Source organism: Rothia mucilaginosa (genome assembly GCF_001061665.1).
Lineage (GTDB): Bacteria > Actinomycetota > Actinomycetes > Actinomycetales > Micrococcaceae > Rothia > Rothia mucilaginosa_A.
On sequence record NZ_JVSP01000013.1, the window covers coordinates 18,572 to 38,690 of the forward strand.

General features: G+C 64.2%; 11 protein-coding genes. 2 read left to right on the top strand and 9 right to left on the bottom strand.

Going from position 1 to position 20,119, the window contains the following annotated elements; translation table 11 throughout:
• Positions 1-81: 81 nt before the first annotated feature.
• A complete protein-coding gene (locus ADJ95_RS06120; RefSeq protein WP_049333600.1) occupies positions 82-1,362 on the bottom strand; it encodes an alkaline phosphatase family protein in 1,281 nt (426 codons plus the stop codon).
• A gap of 44 nt (positions 1,363-1,406) precedes the next feature.
• Positions 1,407-2,000 (bottom strand): DUF5998 family protein, encoded by a 594-nt coding sequence (locus ADJ95_RS06125; RefSeq protein ID WP_049333602.1) that lies wholly within the window; start codon positions 1,998-2,000, stop codon positions 1,407-1,409.
• Positions 2,001-2,334: 334 nt separating this feature from the next.
• Here ADJ95_RS06125 and ADJ95_RS06130 point away from each other — a divergent pair, with 334 nt between their 5' ends.
• Positions 2,335-4,860 (top strand): DNA gyrase/topoisomerase IV subunit A, encoded by a 2,526-nt coding sequence (locus tag ADJ95_RS06130; protein WP_049333604.1) that lies wholly within the window; start codon positions 2,335-2,337, stop codon positions 4,858-4,860.
• A 149-nt stretch (positions 4,861-5,009) separates the two neighbouring features.
• Entirely contained in the window at positions 5,010-5,795 is a 786-nt protein-coding gene (locus tag ADJ95_RS06135; protein ID WP_049333606.1) for a sulfite exporter TauE/SafE family protein, read from the top strand.
• Between the two features lie 164 nt (positions 5,796-5,959).
• On the opposite strand, the gene ADJ95_RS06140 is transcribed toward ADJ95_RS06135, so the two are convergent.
• From ADJ95_RS06140 to ADJ95_RS06170, 7 genes are all read right to left on the bottom strand, one after another.
• The gene (locus ADJ95_RS06140; RefSeq protein WP_049333608.1) at positions 5,960-9,991 is read right to left on the bottom strand and encodes an ATP-binding cassette domain-containing protein; all 4,032 of its coding nucleotides are present in this window, start codon (positions 9,989-9,991) and stop codon (positions 5,960-5,962) included.
• A 118-nt stretch (positions 9,992-10,109) separates the two neighbouring features.
• Positions 10,110-12,320 (bottom strand): ATP-binding cassette domain-containing protein, encoded by a 2,211-nt coding sequence (locus tag ADJ95_RS06145; protein WP_049333610.1) that lies wholly within the window; start codon positions 12,318-12,320, stop codon positions 10,110-10,112.
• Complete coding sequence (locus tag ADJ95_RS06150) at positions 12,317-13,444, bottom strand: efflux RND transporter periplasmic adaptor subunit (protein ID WP_049333612.1); 1,128 nt, start codon at positions 13,442-13,444, stop codon at positions 12,317-12,319. The genes ADJ95_RS06145 and ADJ95_RS06150 overlap by 4 nt, the downstream gene beginning before the upstream one ends.
• A gap of 97 nt (positions 13,445-13,541) precedes the next feature.
• Positions 13,542-14,501: a multidrug transporter gene (locus ADJ95_RS06155; RefSeq protein WP_049333614.1), complete on the bottom strand. Its 960-nt coding sequence runs from the start codon at positions 14,499-14,501 to the stop codon at positions 13,542-13,544.
• Positions 14,502-14,707: 206 nt separating this feature from the next.
• Positions 14,708-15,778 (bottom strand): cytochrome d ubiquinol oxidase subunit II, encoded by a 1,071-nt coding sequence (gene cydB / locus ADJ95_RS06160; protein WP_049333617.1) that lies wholly within the window; start codon positions 15,776-15,778, stop codon positions 14,708-14,710.
• 21 nt (positions 15,779-15,799) lie between these two features.
• The gene (locus ADJ95_RS06165; protein ID WP_049333619.1) at positions 15,800-17,371 is read right to left on the bottom strand and encodes a cytochrome ubiquinol oxidase subunit I; all 1,572 of its coding nucleotides are present in this window, start codon (positions 17,369-17,371) and stop codon (positions 15,800-15,802) included.
• Between the two features lie 521 nt (positions 17,372-17,892).
• Entirely contained in the window at positions 17,893-19,995 is a 2,103-nt protein-coding gene (locus tag ADJ95_RS06170; protein WP_049333621.1) for a DNA gyrase/topoisomerase IV subunit B, read from the bottom strand.
• Positions 19,996-20,119: the final 124 nt, after the last annotated feature.

The window sequence follows — 20,119 nt, forward strand, 5'->3', positions numbered from 1 at the left end:
GCCGCCGGTTATTCGCGTGAATAACCAGCGGCTTTTTCTATCTTCTCAGCCTGTATCCGCTGAGCGGGGCTCTTCCGAGTCTTAGAAGGTCTTGAGCATGCGCAACGGCACCAGACGCTCAGCGTCCGTCAGCGAACCGTGCTGACCAACCATGTGCAGGGCACGCTCCTGATAGTGGCGCATATCGTACAGCGCCCAATCGTCGCGAGCGCACACCATCAGGTCACCAATGCGGCCGCGCGCCGCATCCGTGATGACCGGGCCGAAGTAGCCGGCACGCATCAGCTCGCGAGAGTCAATCACCCAGGCGCGCTCGCCCCAGTACTGCGCCCAACGCTGAGCGGTGGCGGTGCGTGCCGCCTCCGAGGTGTCCTCCAGGTGCAGGTGCACGGCGCGCGGTTCACCGGCGGTCATGGCGATGTTGCGGGTCAGCTCCTCCACGCCCGAGTAGTCGATGCGCTGGTGCTCGGGCACGTTCACCATGCCGTGATCGGCGGTCACGAAAAGTGCCGCCCACGCCGGGGCGCGCTCCGTCAGACGCTTCAGCGCCGAGTTCAGTTCCTCCAGCTGCTGTAGCCATTCGTCGCTGCCCACACCGTAGCGGTGGCCCGCCGCGTCAATCTCGCCCCAGTACAGGTACACGGTGGTCGGGGTGCGGCTGGAGAGCGCCTCCAGGGCGTAGGTGACGCGGGCATTGTAGCCGACGGCATCTACGAAGTCGCCGCCGCGCAGCGCCGCCTCGGTCAGGCCGGTGCCGCGGTACTTACCCAGCGAAATGGTCAGCACACGGCGGTTCGTATGGTGGCGTTCCAGCACGGTCGGCAGCGGCTGCCAGGCGTGCGGGTCCACCGACTGGTCCCAGCCGGACAGGTGGTTCATGACCGAGCCCGCTCCCCCGTTGCCCGCCGGGTTGCGCACCTCGTAGCCGGCAACGCCGTGCGCGCCGGGTGCAGTGCCGGTGCCCAGCGAGGTCAGGGAGGCAGCGGTCGTGGTGGGGAACGCGGCGTCCAGCGGGCCCAGGTTCAGGGTCTTACGCAGGGCGGGCGCGTAGCCACCGTAGCTGTTGAGCAGCTGCTCGCCCAGGCCGTCCACCATGATCACGCAGGCGTGGCGGAACGACGCCGGATCAACATCCTGCTCCTCAAGGCGGCCGGCAAGGTTTAGCGGGTCGGCGGAGGAGTGGAAGGCCGGGTCGGCGTCCAGGGCGTGGACCGGGCGCGCCAGGCTTCGCTGAGCCACGAGGGATGAGGCGGACTCCAGCACATCGGCGATGCTATTGCTGCCGTAGGCGGGCGCGGGAGGCAACGGCGCACCCAAGATATCGTGCAGGGCGGGCTGTTCGGTGCGGGACGGGGCCGTCATGGTGGTTCCTCTCGGCGGGTGCTTGTTTAGCGGCGGGTGCTTGTTTAGCGGCGGGCGGCGCGCATGCGGGCGCGGTGCAGGGCGCGCGCAAAGTGCTGGGCGCGGTACACCGACTCGGGGCCGTCAGCGGTTGCGGAAACACGCACCGCGATATCCTCGCGGCGGGCGTCACCGGTGTAGCCGTGGTCGGCGTTGCACTGCGGATCCTGGCAACCGGCCGGGGCGAGCTCCAGGTGCAGGGACCCGGTCCAGGCAATCTGGAAGGAAATTTCGGTCGGGGCGGTGTTGCCGGCGTTGTAGGCCTGCGGCTGGCTGAAGCCGTAGCTCATGGTGACCGCGTTCAGGTCGCTCAGGTGCACGGCCTCCACGCTCACGTGCGCCACGGTGCCCTGCGCATCGCCCTCGAGGTGCTGGTCGTCCAGGTGTGCAAACACGATGAAGTCGCCGCACAGGACCATCACGGTGATGTGGCGGTGGAAATCATCGCGAGAGAAATGGGTTTCGTGCTGCACAAAGTGGGCGTCGGGATTCATATCGGCCAGGGCCTCGTCCACCACTTCCAGCACCAGGTCGGGGTAGAAGCCGGCGTGCTTGATGTCTGCGACCAGCTGCTCGCGTTCGGGGGTGGGGGTGTTCATCGGACCTCTTTCGTGCGGTGTCAGCCGGCGCGCACGGCGGCTCTGCGGGGCGTGCGCGTTTCGGCGGTTAGGCATTACTACCTTCTACCTTAGAGGGTTCCAGCCGGGCTGTGCTACTTAACCACGCGTACAGGTGCGCATATGACGAGACGCCGGGCCTGGCCCGCTCCCCCGCCGGGTCGACGCACCATCTCCCGGCCCGCCCAGACGCACGCCCGGGTATCCCCGCGCGTCTCCGTGTATCTTCGCGCGTGACGCTGACCGGTCGGCCCGTCTCATCCGCTGCCACCCGCTAAAATAGGAGGAGCGAAAACACACGGACACGAGGAGATATATGGCTCGCCGATCCAAATCCGCCGTCAGCGACTACCCGGTGGATGTGGTAGAGAATATCGTCGACATCGACGTATCCGCCGAGATGGAATCCAGCTTCCTGGAATACTCCTACTCGGTGATTTATTCGCGCGCCCTCCCCGACGCCCGCGACGGCCTCAAGCCCGTGCAGCGCCGCATCCTCTACATGATGCAGCAGATGGGCCTGCGCCCCGATAAGGGCCACGTCAAGAGCGCCCGCGTGACCGGTGAGGTCATGGGTAAGCTCCACCCGCACGGCGACGCCGCCATCTACGACGCGATGGTGCGCCTCGCCCAGCCCTTCGCGCTGCGTCTGCCCCTCGTTGACGGTCACGGTAACTTCGGCTCCCTCGACGACGGCCCGGCGGCCGCCCGATACACCGAGGCGCGCATGGCACCCGCCGCGCAGGCGCTGACCGCCGACCTCGACGAAGATGTCGTCGACTTCGTGCCCAACTACGACAACCAGTTCATGCAGCCCGCCGTGCTGCCCGCCGCGTTCCCGAACCTGCTCGTCAACGGCACCACAGGCATCGCGGTCGGCATGGCGACCAACATGGCGCCGCACAACCTGCGCGAGGTCATCGCCGGTACCCGCCACCTCATCGCGCACCCCGAGGCGAGCCTCAAAGACATCATGAAGTTCATTCCCGGCCCCGATTTGCCCACCGGCGGCACCATCGTGGGCCTGAGCGGAATCCGTGACGCCTACGAAACCGGCCGAGGCACCTTCAAGACCCGCGCGAAGGTCTCAATCGAGCAGGTCAGCCCCCGCAAGCAGGGCATCGTCGTCACCGAGCTGCCGTACATGGTCGGCCCCGAAAAGGTCATCGAAAAGATCAAGGACGGCGTCAACTCCAAGAAGCTCACCGGCATCTCGGACGTGGTCGACCTGACCGACCGCACCCACGGCCTGCGCCTCATCATCGAGATCAAGAACGGCTTCAACCCCGAGGCCGTGCTCGCCGCCCTATACAAGCACACCCCGCTCGAGGACTCCTTCGGTATCAACAACGTAGCGCTCGTGGACGGTCAGCCGCAGACCCTCGGCCTGCTCGACCTGATGCGCGTGTACATTGACCACCGCCTGAACGTGGTCCGCCGCCGCACCGAGTTCCGCCTGGGCAAGCGCACCGACCGCCTGCACCTGGTGGAGGGCCTGCTCGTGGCCATCCTCGACATTGACGAGGTCATCCAGATTATTCGCGAATCCGATGAGACCGCTCAGGCACGCGAAAAGCTGAAGGTCGTCTTCGACCTGACCGACACCCAGGCGAACCACATTCTGGAGCTGCGCCTGCGCCAGCTCACCAAGTACTCCCGCCTGGAGTTGGAAGCAGAACGCGATACCCTGCAGCAGGAAATCGCCGAGCTGCAGCGCATCCTCGGCTCTGATGCGGCCCTGCGCGAGCTGGTTTCTGACGAGCTCGCCGAAGTTGCCGAACGCTACGGCACCGACCGCCGCACCCAGCTCAAGACCAAGGACGACATGCAGGTCGCCATCGAGGCAGTCACCGCGCAGTCCAAGGCGAAGAAGAGCCTGGGCCTGGCCCTCGAGATTGCCGACGAGCCCTGCTGGGTGCTGCTCTCCGCCACCGGCATGATGGGACGCACCCCCGGCAAGCCCATCCGCGAGGCGCTCGTGGATCCCGGCAAGCGTTTCAAGCACGACGTGTTCGCTTCGATTGTGCCGACCACCGCACGCGGTGAGATTGGTGCCGTCACCTCCGCCGGACGCATGGTGCGTCTGTCCGTCATGGACATTACGGTGCTGGACGAGAACGGCGGCACCCCCTCCATGGCGTCGGCGGTGAAGGCAACCGAGCTGGTTCAGCTCGCTAAGGGTGAGAAGCTGATTGCACTCGTGCCGCTGAACACCGTGCTGGCGATGGCAACCGCCGGCGGCGTGATTAAGCGCGTGAACCCCGACTACCCGCTGAATCAGACCGAGTGGGACATCATGAAGCTCAAGGACGGCGACGAAATCGTGGCCGCCGCCCCCTGCCCCGCCGACGATGCGGTACTCACCTTCGTCACCCGCGACGCAAAACTGCTGACCTTCGACGCCGCCAAGGTTCGTCCGCAGGGACGCACCGGAGGCGGCATCGCAGGCATCAAGCTCACCGAGGGCGACCGCGTCATCGCCCTGGGTGTGACCGCACCCGGCGACGCGGCGGAGGTCGTGACCGTCACCAACGGCAAGGACGGCCTGGCGAGCGCCAAGGTCACCGCTCTGAGCGAGTACCCGCAGAAGGGCCGCGCGACCGGCGGTGTGCGTGCGCACCGATTCCTCACCGGTGAGAGCCAGCTGGCTCTGGCGTGGGTGGGCGTGGGCCCGGCGAAGGCGGCATCCTCCGGCGGCGTGGCTCGTTCCCTGCCGACCGAGCACGGTGCCCGCGACGGCTCCGGCGTGATGCTCACCCAGAGCATCGGTGTGGTTGGTCCGAACTACGCGGCGGTTTCCGCGGCGTTGGCGGTCAGCCCGGAGGGTGAAAAGCTCTTCTAGGCGCGCCGTTCACGGCCTTTCGACCTCATGTTGCTAACAAAGCCGGGGGTGAAGATACGTTGTGTGTGTCTTCACCCCCGGCTTTTATGTGGTGTACCTTAAGTAACACAGCACACATTTATTGACGCATTGTTCTTAGAGGATTTGTCGTGCTTGATTTACTGTCCGTCACACCAGAGTTATTTATCGTGCTCCTGCTCGCTGCCTTCTGCGCGGGCTGCATCGACTCTGTCGTGGGCGGAGGCGGCATGATCCAGCTCCCCGCCCTGCTCATGGCGCCCGGATTCTCGCCCGTCGCCGCTCTGAGCACCAATAAAGTTGCCAGCGCCATGGGCACTTTGATGAGTGCCTCAACCTATATTCGCTCGCTCAAAATCCCGTGGAAAATCCTGCTCCCCGTAGCGTTCGTGGCGTTCTGCGCCTCCGCCGCCGGCGCCTACTGCGCCACAATCCTGCCGGCACATATTTTCCGCCCCGCCATTGTGGTGGTTCTAGCCGCTATCCTCGTCTTCTCGGTGCTACAACCGCGCATACCTCGCGGGCAGCCTCGCGCGCTCACAACCTCATCGTTCCTAGTGCGCGGCTTTGCGCTGGGTCTGATTCTGGGCGGCTACGACGGCATCCTCGGGGCTGGCACCGGCGCGATGATGCTCGTCGCCCTGCAGGTAGCCATGGGCTACGATATGCTCCACGCGACCGCCGCCGCCAAGGTTCTCAACACCGCCACCAACCTCGGCGCGCTCCTCTACTTCATTCCGCTGGGCTCAATTCACTGGCTCCTCGGAATCACCATGGGATGCGCCAACATGGCGGGAAGCTGGGTTGGTGCCCGCACCGCAATTCACCTGGGCGAACGATTCATTCGCCGCGTGCTTGTTATCGTTATGACCCTCATGCTACTGCGGTTGAGCGCGCAGATACTCGGCTGGGTCTAGCTTCCTCCTCTCCCCCCCCTCACCCGAACCTATCCGCGCGGAGATATAAACACTCAGAACTATCTGCGCACACAGAAATGCCCCGGTACTTTCACAAAGTACCGGGGCATTCCTCGCAGTTTCTTGCGTTCAGCCTCGCACGCGGTGCCTGCGCCCGGGTGCGTTTAGAGGCGAACCACCTCGTCGCAGTAGGCGACATCCTCGGGACGGTGCGACACCAGGACCGTGGCCACCGAGCTGGCGCGGGTTGCCGCATCCAGGTCTGCCATGAGCGCGCGGGCAGACTCGGCGTCCAGGTGCGCGGTCGGCTCGTCCAGCAGCAGAACCGGCGAGTTCACCAGCAGGGCGCGAGCCACCGCCAGGCGCTGACGCTGACCGCCCGACAGGAAGGAACCGCCGGCACCCACGGGGGTGCGCAGGCCCTTCGGCAGGGCGTCAAACCACTCGCCCAGACCCACGCGGCGCAGAACCTCGATGAGCTCCTCCTCGCTCGGTCGATCTGAACGGTCGCGGGCCAGCAGCAGGTTACCCTCGAGGGTCGACTCAAAGATGTGCGCCGCCTGCGGGCACCACGCCGCGTAACCGCGCAGCTCTTCGGGATCCAGCACCTCGCCGGCGGCCTCGATGCGGCCCGACTCCAGGGGCAGGAAGCCCAGCAGGGTGGCAAGCACGGTGGACTTACCGGATCCGGAGGGGCCGGTCACCGCGGTCCAGGAGCCCTCGCGAGCCGTCAGGTTCAGGTGTGCGAAGACCGGGTGGTCCATGCCGGGCCAGCGGGCGGAACCGTCCTGCATGGCCAGGGCGGGGGTCGCGCCGGTGACCTTCACGCCGAGCTGCTGCGGGGTGCCGCATCCGACTATCTTGGGCTCGCCTGGCTTGGGCGGGCGCGGAGATTCAGCCTGGGAATCAGCCTTGGAATCAGCCGCAGAGTCGGGGCGCGCGAAGCGGCGGGCACGCTGGCGGTCCGCCTCCAGCAGCTCCTCCATCTCAGCCTCGGCGCGGGCGCGCAGACGCTCGGCACGACGCGGCAGAACGTGGGTGTCTACCTCGGCTTCGGTGGGCACGGAACGCTTCAGGGTCGAGGTGGCGACAACGCCCTCCAGGGATACGTCGCGAACGCTCGGGGCAATCGAGGCGAGCAGACGGGCGAACTCGGGCCAGGAGCGAACCGCCTCGATATGGCCCAGGGAGCTCTCCAGCATGCCGGTGCACAGTAGCACCACGATCGCTGACTCGGGGGCGCCCACGGTGCCGTTTACAGCCAGCGGGTAGGCAATCACGGCGCTCGCCAGCGCAGCGCCAAACCAGCTCAGCGCCACGAGGGTTCGGCCCAGGCCCTGGGCGGTCGAGCCCTTCTGCAGGGCGGAAAGGTTCTGCGCGTCCAGCTCGTTGTTGGCGCGTTCGGCGGTGTTCGCCACGCCGTTGGCGCGCAGGTCCTCGGCGGCGGAGAGCATACCGGTGCCCAGGCGCAGCATACGTGCGGTGGACTGGCGGGCCAGAGCCTCCGCGCGGGCATCGGCACGAAGCACGGCCCAGGGGGCCACAAAGGTGCTCACCAGCACCGCCGCCAGCACGGGAATCAGGGCCTGGGGCAGGATGCACGCGGTTGTCACCAGCGCGGCAATCATAACCAGCAGGTGCGCGGCCGGCGGAATAATCACGCGCGGAATACCGTCGCGAAGCTCGTCAATACCGCCCACGAGGCGCTCCAGCAGGGCGTCGCCGCGCAGCAGGGCGCGCACGCTGCTCACGCTCTGCCAGGCGCCAACCCAGGCGCGCAGACGCAGAATATTCGCGGCGGCAAGCACCTTCGAGTGGGTCATCAGACGCTCGGCGTAGCGGGCGCACGCGCGGCCCAGGCCGAAGAATCGCACGCCCACGATGGCGACCATCAGGTACATCATGGCGGGACCCTCGCCCGCGCGCACGATGAGCCAGCCGGACAGCGCGGTCAGCGCCGCGGCCATCAGGGAGGTGGTCGCCGCCATCAGCACGGGGCCGGAGAAGGCGCGCGCACCGATTCCGGTCAGCTCCTTGAGGGTGCGCAGGGTGGCGAACAGGCCTGCGGGCTTTTCCTCTTGCGGGTTCTCGTCCGCGGCGGGGGTGGCCTCCACGAGGGCGCGGCTTTCGGCCTCGTGCTCGCTCTTGAGCTCCAGCAGGTGCGCGGGGGCTTCGGCGGGCACGGGCACGCGGGTCGCGTTAAGCGAGGTGCTCCAAGTGTATCCGGACGCGCCCAGCTCGGCTCGCACGAGGTGGTCGCAGTGCGCGGCCAGTTCACCCTCGTGGGTCACGATTAGCACGGTGGCGCCAAGTTCCGCCAGGCGGTGCAGGGCGCGGGTCACCAGGTATGCCGAGTAGGCGTCCAGGTGCGCGGTCGGCTCATCCACCAGCACGGTCAGCACGGTCTGCTCGCCGCCGGCGCGGTAGATGGCCTCGGCGCGGGCCAGGGTGCGTGCCACGGCGAGGCGGCGCGCCTGACCGGCGCTCAGGGCGCCCGGTTCCAGCACGTTCACGCTCTCAAGGCCCAGCTGCGCCAGCGGGCGCATCATCAGGTCGTTATCGGCGGGGCTCACGGCGAACTCGCCGCGCTCTAGCACGCCGGTCACCAGGGCCGCGGCGCGCTCGCGTTCGGAGTCGTCGGCGCTCAGGGCGTACAGTGCCATTTCGGCGCGCACGGTGGGTGCGGTGAAGACCGGCGACTGCGGAATCATCAGGGTCGTGCCCAGGCCGGTGACGCTACCGGTGACGCGCATCGGCTCCTGCGAGCCGGTGGGCACCAGACCCTCACGCACGGCACCGGAGAACACGTTCAGCAGGGTGGATTTGCCGCAACCGGAGGGGCCCATGATGCCGATGACGGTGCCGCGTTCCGAACCGGGCTCCGCCGCCTGAGCCACGCGGCGAGGCAGGCTCAGCGACAGGTCGGTCAGCACCTCGGGGCGATCGGGGTAGTTCACGTCCAGGTTGCGCACCTCGATGGCTGCGGGGTTGGCCGAGTCGTCCTCGACGGTTTCCTCGGGCAGGGGCGCATCGATAATCTTCTGGGCGCTGCGCAGGGCGGCCACGCCGTCCTCGGACTGGTGGAAGGCGGCGCCCACATCGCGCAGCGGCTGGTAGCACTCGGGGGCGAGCAGCAGCACGAGAATGGCGGTGTCCAGGCCCAGGGTGCCGTTGACCAGGCGCACACCAATCAGCACGGCAATCAGCGCCACGGAGATGGTGGTAATCAGCTCGAGGGCCAGCGAAGACATAAAGGCGCTGCGCAGGGTCTGCATGGTGCGCTCGCGGTAGCGCTGACCCAGAGAGTTCATGGCGCGGGTCTGCGCACGTTCACGGCCCAGACCGATGATGACGGGCAGGCCGCGCACGAGCTCCAGGATGTGGTCTGAGAGGCGGTGCAGCTCGGCCTGCGCCTCCGCGGTTTCGGTGCGGGTGTTCTTGCCGATCAGCACCATGAACACGGGAATGAGTGGCAGGGTGCAGAGCAACACGAGGGCGCTCATCATGTCCAGGGAGGCGACCACAATCCACAGCAGGACCGGCACCACCGCGGTGGAAACAAACGCGGTCAGGGTCTTGGTGTAGTAGTCGTCCAGGGCGTTCAGGCCGCGCGAAAGCAACACCGCGGTCGCGCCGGTACCCTCGGGGGTGTCCGCGCCACCGGTGGCGAGCACGCGGCGCAACAGGCTACGGCGAATCTGAGACTTCGCTCCGGAGGCGGCACGCTGCGCGCTCACCGCCAGCAGGTAGTCCGCGCCCGAACGCACCGCGAGAGCCAGGACCGCCACGATGAGCAGGCCGGGGGTGATGGCGTCGCCGTCACCGAAGATGCCGCCGAGTCCGAGCAGCCAGCCGCCGTGCGCCTCCAGGTGTGCCTGGGCGGAGCCGGCGAACTCAACGTAGGCGCGGTACACGTCCGGCGCGCTCGTCTCCTTGAGGCGCGCGTGTTCGGCGGCGACCGCGGCAAACCCCGCGTGGGCTGCGCGGGCAATGATGACCGCGAGCGCCGCGCTGAAAAGCACGGTGGCCAGGGTGTGCACGGCGGTGATGATGCCGAAGGTGCTCAGATTTTTGCGGGCGTTGGGTCCCAGCGGCGGACGGCGGTCAGCGCGGTTATTGCGCTTTCCTTCGGTCGCCTCTGGTGCCTCAGTGTTCTGATGTTTGTCAGCGTGACGCGGTGTGTGCGTTCGACTCACGTGTTGTCCTTAGTCTTCTGCTGTTTTTACCTCCCATCAGTTTAAGGGGTGGGCTATCCAATACCTATTTGACCAGTCAAGTTTCGGATAATTGGCTGGTCCTCACCCAGCGCTAGTTCTATCCGCGCATCGCGTCGGCGGGGCTCTTGCGGGACGCCACCCACGCCGGGTACGCCGAAGACACCAGACCGGTAAGGGCACCAACGCCCACGCCGAGCACCACGAATCCCGGGGAGAGGACCGCCTGCCAGCCTTGCACGAGCGAAAGAATGATGGTCGCAATCATGCCGGAGCAGGCGCCGATGGAGCCGCCGAGCACGCCGAGCATGACGCCCTCCATGAGGAAGATGCGGGCAATCAGCCATTTACTCGATCCGATGGCGCGGCGCAGCGCGATTTCGGCAGTGCGCGATTGCACGGACAGGTACATGGCGGTTGCCGCCGAGAGGGAGGCGAGCACCAGCAGAATACCGGAGAGCACGCCCACGTACAGGCCCAGATCCGAGGCGATGGATGCGCGCAGGCTCTGCAGGTCGGAGGGGGTTTCCACGTTGATCTGGCTGGGTTCAGCGGGCTTGAGGGTCAGCGGAATTGCCTTGGCGACCGCTTTGCCGTAGCCCCGTTCGGTTTCGGTAATGTAGGTCACCTGGCCGCGTCCGGTGCGCTGAAGTGTGCCCGGCGAGACAATGACCGTGTTCCTGAATTCGTAGCCGCTATTGCCGGGGTCGAAGAGGCCGATGACCGGCATCAGCTGACCGTCCACCCAGATGCTCACACCGGGTGCTACCTGCGGCAGCCCGCCGAGCTTAATGCCGTAGTCGACGGCGGGTAGCTCGCCGGGGCGGGGCTCGGTTGTGGCGTTATCTGCCGCCTTATCTTCGGGGAGAATGCCGAGGGCTCGGGCAGCGGAGACCGACACAATAGCGCCGGAGAGCTGCTCGGCGCGTTCACGGTCGGCAACATTCTCCTGGGTGAGGGTCGAGTTCATCTGTTCGAGCGCACGCAGGGTTTCGGGGTTCATGCGGGCACCGATTTGCTCGAGCCTGGTCTTCGAGGTGGAGCTGAGGCCAATCGCCGTTTTGGGTTCATCCTCGTAGGGGCTGAATCGGGTGATTCGCACGTCGGCGGGCGCCACGCTGCTGACGAATCCGGTGTTCTTCACGTAGTCCAGCGCGCTAATGCGGTCGGCAACATTCTGCGCGGATTCACCCTGCCGGTAGGTTCCGAGCATGTTTTGGTCATTGTCCCTGTCGCTGATGTAGAGCGTGGATTGTTCGGATCCGAGCAGGCGCTGGTTCACCTGGTAGCTGGCGGATTCGCTCATGCCGGAGGCGCTGATGAGTCCGCCCACGCCCAGTGCGAAGGACAGGCCCAGCAGCAGGGTGCGTAGCGGTCGTGAGGTGAGCGCCGAGATCGCCTCGATGCTGTCGTCGGTGAGGAAGCTTCCGCGGCGATGCGTAGCGGGCTTCTCCCCCGGTGCGAGGCTGGTGGGGGCATCCGCCGGGCTATCCTGCACGACCGGAACCACCTCGGCGACCGGCACCGTAGCCAAGTCGGCGCGGCTCTGCTCGTGCAGCCGCCCATCCTCAATGCGAATCACGCGGCGGGCGGCAGCGGCAACCTCCGGGTCGTGGGTAATCACCAGCACGGTACAGCCGGTCGCGTTAATGCGCTGAAGAATCTCAATGACCTTGGCGCTATTGTGGCTGTCCAGGTTACCGGTGGGCTCGTCGGCAAGAATCAGCGGCGGGCGCGTGGCGAGAGCACGAGCAATGGCGCAGCGCTGCTTCTCGCCGCCGGAGAGGTAGCGGGTGCGGATGCTGGCGCGGTCGCTCAACCCCAGAAATTCTAGGGTTTCTTCGGTGCGTTGCAGGCGCTCGCCGTAGGGTACGCCCTGCACACGCAGGCCCATGGAGGCGTTGGTCGTACTGGTTTCGTCCAGCAGCATGTTTGAGGATTGGAAGATGAAGCCGAGGTGGTCTCGGCGCATTTCGTCGCGTTCTCTGTCGCTGAGTCCTTCCGTGTTTTTGCCGAAGAGGCTGTAGGTTCCGCTGGTGGGAGTGTCGAGCAGGCCAATGGCGTTGAGCAGGGTGGATTTACCGGAGCCCGACGGACCAATAATGGCGAGGAATTCGCCACGTTCGACCACCAGGTCGAGGTGGTCGAGGACTGCTCGTTCGCTCCCCTCGAAAACACGGGTAATGCCGTGCATTTCGATAGCGGGCGCGGTACCGAGCCCGGCGGCAGGTGTAGCGGCGGACGCTACGTTGGGCGCAACTGTAGGCGCACGTCCTGGGCTTGCGTCTGGGGTTCTCTTACGGCGGCTCATGAGACAAGCACCTTCTGTCCCGTGCTGAGGTTCGCGTTGATTGCGGCGTATCCGCCGGCGGTGCGTAGAACCTCAACGTTGACTCGTTCGGTGGCGGGCGCATCCTTGCTGGTCGAGGTGGAGCTTCCGCCCTTTTCAACGAGCACGTAGGTGCCCTGGGAGTCCTGGCGTACCGCGGTAGTCGGCACGGCGAGGGTGGTTGAGGTGTTGCCCTTACTGGTGATGGAGGCGCTCTGCCCCGGAGTGAGCTTGCTCGGGTCGTCGGCGCTGAATCGCACGCTCTTTGCCGCACCCTTGGAGGGGTCGTTCTGCAGCTCACCAATGCTGGTGATGGTTCCCTCGACGCTGCCGGTGGAGGTGCGCAGGCTGATGCGGTCGCCGACCTTGAGCTTGTTGGCGACGGCGAGTTCAACGCTGGATTCCACGTAGGGTTCGCTGGTTTCTACACTTGCGATGGGGTTGCCGTCGCTGATGAGCTGGCCGACCGCCGCAACTGCGGTGACGGTGTGGCTTCCGCCGGGCAGAATCGCGTAGTTGCTGCGGGCAATGCTGGTGACCCCTTCGCTGGGCACGCCGGTCAGGTGCGCGCGGTGCAGGCGCGTGACGGCGTCGAGGGTGTCTTCGGTGACGGTGCCGCTCTGAGCGGTGGCGTACCCGGCGGAGTTCAGTGCCTTCTGGAAGGCGAGCACGTCGTCGCCGTTATCGCCCAGGTTGAGGTCGCGGTACAGCGGCAGCGGCCCCTCCAGCACGAAGACGGGGTCGGCGCCAATGATGCCGATGAAGTCACCGGCCTTGAGCACGTTACCGGGCTTCTGGTTCTGGTAGACGAGCACCGGTTCACCGTTAGTGCGCGCGCTAATCGGGGCGGTCTCTCCAGCCTTGGTGGTTCCGGCAATGGCGAGACCCTCGCTGACGGTGCGTTCTTCAACCTTCGCCCAGACCGGGATCACGGTTTTCGCCTGCACGGTCGGGTCGGGTCCGGTGGCTGCGTAGCGGGTGCCCAGGTAGAAGGACAGCATGAGCGAGCCAATGGCGAGGATTGCGAGTAGCAGGAGCACGCGGGGTCGGGCGATGCGTTCGCTGAAGCGGTGCCCGCTGTTTTGGTTTTTCGTGTGAGTGGTCATGGCGGTGTCTTTCTGAACTGTGTCAGCGCTGTCTATTTCTCTGCGCTGCCTATTTCTTAGCGCCGTCTTTCGGTGCGCTGTCTTTTAGTGCCCCGGTTTACTGGTGATCCAGAACGTACTGTTTGAACTTCTCGTCACGCTCACGTTCTGCTTTGCGGTCCTGTTCAAGCTGCGACTGGTACTTGCGGATGAGCGGCATCTGGTACTGAGCTTCCAGGTCGTAGAGCTGCTTGCTCATGCCGACCTGCTGGTTACATTCGGCCTGGATGGTGGCGATGCGAATCTCTTCTTCGGAGGCGGGCTCGTCGATACCGTCGTTCTTGCTCCACTGCTCAGCCAGCGGGGATTCCTCGGCTACCGCCCCTGCCTTAATGGGGGTGATCCCCCGGTTTGAGACGCACTGCTTCCACTTCTCTTCGAGTTCGCGGTGCAGTTTGCTACCGTAAACGGCGTTGACCGCCTCGGTGGAGATACGACTGTATGTGGACTGCACGTCGTTCTCGGGCCTCTTACCTTCGGGAACCGCGGCGTCCAGGGTCTCGCGGGCCTTGGGGTAGCATTCGGTGCGAAGCTTGTCCTCGGGGCTGAGGCTTGCCCCTGGGGTGACGGAGATGGGAGCTTTGGCGTTGGGGTCTCGCTTCTGAAAACCGTACTTCTTGGCGTACTCGACGTTCCAGGGGCCGTACATTCGGCCCGGATCGCCACGCGGCGCGCTTTCAGATTGGGGAGCTTGGTCGGGGTCGGTGTAGCTCTGCCCGTGTTCGGCGTAGCACTGCTTCATGGCAATCTTAAAGGCCGTGTATTCGTAATGAGTGCCCCCCTCGTAGTGGGAGTAATCGTCCAGGGGCATCTTCACGATGTCCTGCTCCGCGTCGAAGATGGCGTGGACGCTTTCGTCACGTTCCAGCGGCGGGTTGAAGAGCGAGCACGCGCTCAGCGGGAGCACGCCGATGCAGAGCAGGGCGCCCGTGGTGAGCAGGCGGCGGCGCGTGCCGGTACGAGGGGCGGTTCCGGTGCGAGGGGCGGATGCGGCGGTGCGGCGGGTGAGGGACTTCATCGTTGAACACCTTTCATAAGAGTGAGTTGCACACCACATTACACTTTTTGCTCCTTGCCGCGCCTTAAATCCGGGGGGGGTGTGCACCAAAAATTTTTTATGACTTCTCTGCTCACCTACCTTGAATCCACGCCCTCTCCGCAAATAGAAAAATCCCCCGAACTTCTCAGAAGAGAAATTCGGGGGATTCTTCAATCAGCTACATGCTACTTGGTCGGCAATTCAGCCAGTTCGGTAGCGTCGTGAGCATCGGGGATGTGATCCACGTGCAGACGCTTACGGAAGACCCAGTAGGTCCAAGCCTGGTAGACGAACACGACCGGCAGACCAAGGCAGGTCACGAAGGTCATAACGCCCAGGGTGTACTCGGAGCTGGATGCGTTCGCAATGGTGAGCGAGTATGCCGGGTCCAGGGTGGAGGGCAGCACGTTCGGGTACATTGCGGTGAAGATTGCCAGTGCGCCCAGTGCGACGAACACGGACAGGCCGGCGAAAGCGCGACCCTCGCGGCCGCCCTTAGCGGAGACCCAAGCAATCAGAACGGCAACAACAGCCAGGATGGTGCACAGCCAGGAGATGCCGTTACCGCTGGTGAAGTCCAGGGTCAGAACCCATGCGACGATCGGCAGCAGCAGGACGGGAGCCCAGCGCACCAGGGTGTTGCGGGCACGGTCGCGGATATCGCCGTCGGTCTTCAGAGCGACGAAGGCAAGACCCTGAACCAGAGCGAAGCCCACGAAGCCCAGGCCGCCCAGCAGGACGGGCAGAGAAATCCAGGCGAAGGCACCGCCAACGCGGTCACCGTTCTCGTTGATGGGCAGACCCATGGAGGTCAGGCCCAGCAGCGCGCCCACGAGCAGAGCGATGAAGAAGGAGGAGACGGACAGAGCGATGTTCCAGTTACGGATCCACTTCTCGTCGTTCTTCTTACCGCGGTATTCAATTGCGACCACGCGCAGAATCAGGAAGACCAGCGCGAGGGTCAGGGGGATGTACAGAGCCGAGAAGAGGGCTGCGTACCAGATGGGGAATGCCGCGAAGATAGCAGCACCACCGGACACAATCCACACCTCGTTACCGTCCCAGACGGGGCCGATGATGTTCAGCAGCAGACGGCGTTCCTTCTCGTTCTTTGCGAACTTGGAACCCATCAGCATACCGACACCCAGGTCAAAACCGTCCAGGATCATGTACATGATGAGGAAGACGCCAATGGCAACAAACCAGAGGGTGGGCAGGCCAGGCTGACCGGCAAAGATATTGAAATCAAAGTTCATGGTGAATCAATCCTTACCCGCCTAGTAGGCGAACTCCAGCACGTCGCGCTTGGACTTGTCGTTGGACTCGTCCTCGTGGTGCGACTGAACCAGCTCGGGCATTGCAGCAACCACACCGGCCTTGACGTACTTGATGAGCAGGTAAACCTCAACCACCATCAGCACGCCGTAGAGCAGGCCCAGGGTGAGCAGGGAGAAGAGGATTTCTTCACCGGAAACACCCGGGGAGATAGCTGCTGCGGTGTACAGGCGGATTGCGGGATCGCCCTCAAGGTTGGGGACAACCACGAAGGGCTGACGGCCCATTTCGGTGAAGATCCAGCCCAGTGCAATTGCGAAGAAGGGAGCCAGGATGGACCAGACGGCAACGTTCTTGAGCAGCTTGGACTCGGGGACGGTGCCCACGCCCTTCTTACGGGTAACCCACAGTGCGTAGAGGTAGAAGGGAACGACGACTGCGCCCAGACCGATCATGCCGCGGAAGCCCCAGTAGGAGACCTCGAGGGAGGGCAGGTAATCAATCTTCTGACCTGCACGCTCACCGTAGAGCGGGTTATCGGGCAGGTTGGTGCCGTACTTAGCTTCGTACTCGGGAACCAGGGTCTGGATACCCTTCACCGGGGTGTTGAAGTTGTCGTGTGCCAGGAAGGACAGCACGCCGGGAACCTCGATGATGGTGTGAATCTTGTCGCAGCTCTGAGCGCCAAGCTCACCAACGGTCAGCACGGAGAAGGAGGTACCGTCGTGGCAGGCGGCCTCGGCGGCAGCCATCTTCATGGGCTGCTCGTGAATCATCATCTGTGCCTGCATGTGGCCGGATGCGCCAACACCAGCGAAGCCGATGAGGCCCACCACTGCGCCCAGGCGCAGGGACTTGAGCCAAACCTGGAAGTCCTTCTTGTCGCGTGCGCCCTTGTCGGACTCACCAACGACAACCTTGCCGTCAACGACCTTGTCAATGCCGTCCTTGCGGCGGCGCCACAGCTTGTACCAGGCGATACCGACCAGGAAGCCACCGGCAACCTGAATGGATGCGGTGATGACGTGCGGGAAGGTGACCCATGCGGTGGGGTTCATCAGCACGGCGCCGATGTCGGTCATACGGGGACGACCGTCAATCATTTCTGCGCCGACGGGGTGCTGCATCCAGGAGTTTGCCACCAGGATGAAGAAGGCGGAAACCCAGGAGCCAAGAACAGCCATGAACAGCGAGAAGGCGTGGACTGCGGGCTTGAGGCGATCCCAGCCGAAGATCCACAGGCCCAGGAAGGTCGACTCGACGAAGAACGCGAAGAGGCCTTCCATAGCCAGCGGGGCGCCGAAGACGTCGCCCACGAAGCGGGAGTATTCACTCCATGCCATACCGAACTGGAACTCCTGAACCAGACCGGTGGCCACACCCATGGCGAAGTTAATGAGGTACAGCTTGCCCCAGAACTTCGTCATTCGCTTGTATTCGTCCTTCTTGGTACGAACGTAGCAAATGTACAGGTAGGTCACTACAAGGCCCAGACCCAGGGTCAGCGGAACCATGAAGAAGTGGTAGACGGTGGTGATACCGAACTGCCACCTACCAAAATCAAGGGGATCCATTGATAGGTCCTTACTATGTGTGTACTGATATGCGCGTGCGCCAGAATCGGGCACTCCCCCGTCAGTGAAGGGAGTGCGAGAGTTACTGACACAGTGTCTCTCACCCATCTACGGTACAGGTTTTTCTTTGAAGGCTGTGAGGCACCTGTGTGCCGACTGGGCGTTAAATGTTTGACGTTTCGATAAAGGTTCATCGCACGTTATCAGCAAATACCGAGGTGAGACGGTTTAGAAACAGCCTGTCACCATCCGGAGTACGGAAGCCTTTTCCAACCCCTCCCTCAAACCTTGCAGTAAATTGCGATGTCTGCAAGATTTTGGTGACGGATTTATCGAAACTGACACAATAGTTATTCAGTGCCAATTCATTAAATTTGCATCAAAAATACTGATTTTTTGCGCCGTGGTGAAATCTATTGTGACAATAATCATAGAAAATTCCCACTTTATGACAAATCGTCAGCATGTTTTCCACGAGTCTCGCAAGAAAATACACACGCAAACACACACGGGAAGAACCGCTACATATCGATGTTCTCGGTATCCAGCTGATGCGCGCCGGCGATAATGAACTCCTTACGCGGAGCCACCTCGGAACCCATCAGCAGCGAGAAGGCGCGCTCGGCAGCCTCAGCATCCTCGATGCGGATGCGGCGCAGCATGCGGTGGCGCGGATCCATCGTGGTCTCGGCCAGCTGGTCGGCGTCCATCTCACCCAGACCCTTGTAACGCTGAATCGGTTCCTTGTAGGTCACGCCCTGCTCCCGCAGAGAATCCAGCAGCTCGTGCAGCTGCTTCTCGGAGTAGGTGTACACCATCTCGTTCGGCTTACCGCGGCGCACCACCTCCACGCGGTGCAGGGGCGGAACCGCGGCGTACACGCGACCGGCCTCAATCAGCGGGCGCATGTAACGGTAGAACAGGGTCAACAGCAGGGTGCGGATGTGCGCGCCGTCAACGTCCGCATCGGTCATCATGATGACCTTGCCGTAACGGGCAGACTCTAGGTCAAAGGTGCGGCCCGAACCGGCACCAATCACCTGAATCAGCGCCGCGCACTCGGCGTTCGCGAGCACATCGGTCACCGAGGCGCGCTGAGTGTTCAGGATCTTACCGCGAATCGGCAGCAGAGCCTGGTACGAGGAGGAACGAGCCAGACGCGCAGTACCCAGCGCCGAGTCACCCTCCACAATGAACAGCTCGGAATGTTCGACGTTCGTCGAACGGCAATCCACCAGCTTGGTGGGCATGGATGAAGACTCCAGCGCGGTCTTGCGGCGCTGCGTCTCCTTGTGAATACGCGCCGAGACGCGGGTCTTCATCTCAGAGACGACCTTCTCGCACAGAGCCGTAGCCTGCGCCTTCTCCGCGCGGGCGGTCGACTCCAGGCGGGCCTTCAGGGCATCGCCCACCACCTTGGAGACAATCTGGCGAACCGCCGGGGTGCCCAGAATCTCCTTGGTCTGACCCTCAAACTGCGGCTCGGCCAGACGAACGGTCAGCACGGCGGTCAGACCGGCCAGCACGTCGTCCTTCTCAATCTTGTCGTTACCCACCTTGTACTTGCGGGCGTTGTCGGCCAGATGCTTGCGCATCACGCGCAGCAGGCCCTGCTCGAAGCCCGCGGTGTGGGTACCGCCCTTGGGGGTCGAAATAATGTTCACGAAGCTGCGAATCGTGGTCTCGTAGCCGATGCCCCAGCGCAGGGCAACGTCCACCTCGCAATCGCGTTCCACATCGGTCAGCTGCGAGCGGCCGTCCTCCCCCAGCACGGGCACGGTCTCGGTGAAAGTTCCGCTACCGCTGAAACGCCAGATGTCGGTGACGCGCTCGTCGTGCGCCAGGAATTCCACGAACTCGCTAATGCCGCCGTCGTACTGGAAGACCTCCTCGTGCGCCTCCAGCTCGCCGGGGGTGCCGGGCAGCCGGCGCTCATCGCGAATACAAATGCGCAGGCCCGGAATGAGGAACGCGGTCTGGCGCGCACGAGCCACCAGGTCCTCGTAGCTGAACTTGGCGTCGGGGGTAAAAATCTGCGGGTCAGCCCAGTAGCGCACGCGGGTGCCGGTCACACCGCGCTTCGCCTTACCCACAATCTGCAGGGCGTCGGTGCCCTCGGATGCGGGGGTGAACGGGTCATCGGGCTTGGGGGTGCGGCCCGAATCGAAGTGGCCGGGAATACCGTGACGGAACGACATCTGGTAGGTCTTCGAACCGCGGTCCACCTGCACGTCCAGGCGCGAAGACAGCGCGTTCACCACGGATGCGCCCACACCGTGCAGACCGCCGGAAGCGGTGTAGGAACCGCCGCCGAACTTACCGCCGGCGTGAAGCTTGGTGAAGACGACCTCCACACCGGACAGGCCGGTACGCGGCTCAATATCCGTGGGGATGCCTCGGCCGTCGTCGCGAACCTCCACCGAACCATCGCGGTAGAGAATCACCTGAATGGACTGGCCGAAGCCGGCGAGCGCCTCGTCCACCGAGTTGTCGATAATCTCCCAGAGGCAGTGCATGAGGCCGCGGGAATCGGTGGAGCCGATGTACATGCCCGGGCGTTTGCGGACTGCTTCAAGACCTTCCAGAACGGAGAGGTTGCGAGCGGTGTAGTTCGAGGACGCCACGGGATTCCTTTCGGGTGAATATGTCTGCGGTGGTGAACGCGCGCCGCACGCAGGGCGGAGTGAGGGCCCGGCTCACGTGCTACTAGGCAGAACGGATGCGGGGCACGACGCGTGTCGTGCCCCG

Coding starts and splice junctions, on each gene's coding strand:
- cydB (WP_049333617.1), bottom strand. CDS start 15,778: ATGAACTTTGATTTCAATATCTTTGCCGGTCAGCCTGGCCTGCCCACC.
- ADJ95_RS06155 (WP_049333614.1), bottom strand. CDS start 14,501: ATGAAGTCCCTCACCCGCCGCACCGCCGCATCCGCCCCTCGCACCGGA.
- ADJ95_RS06150 (WP_049333612.1), bottom strand. CDS start 13,444: ATGACCACTCACACGAAAAACCAAAACAGCGGGCACCGCTTCAGCGAA.
- ADJ95_RS06130 (WP_049333604.1), top strand. CDS start 2,335: ATGGCTCGCCGATCCAAATCCGCCGTCAGCGACTACCCGGTGGATGTG.
- ADJ95_RS06145 (WP_049333610.1), bottom strand. CDS start 12,320: ATGAGCCGCCGTAAGAGAACCCCAGACGCAAGCCCAGGACGTGCGCCT.
- ADJ95_RS06120 (WP_049333600.1), bottom strand. CDS start 1,362: ATGACGGCCCCGTCCCGCACCGAACAGCCCGCCCTGCACGATATCTTG.
- ADJ95_RS06165 (WP_049333619.1), bottom strand. CDS start 17,371: ATGGATCCCCTTGATTTTGGTAGGTGGCAGTTCGGTATCACCACCGTC.
- ADJ95_RS06125 (WP_049333602.1), bottom strand. CDS start 2,000: ATGAACACCCCCACCCCCGAACGCGAGCAGCTGGTCGCAGACATCAAG.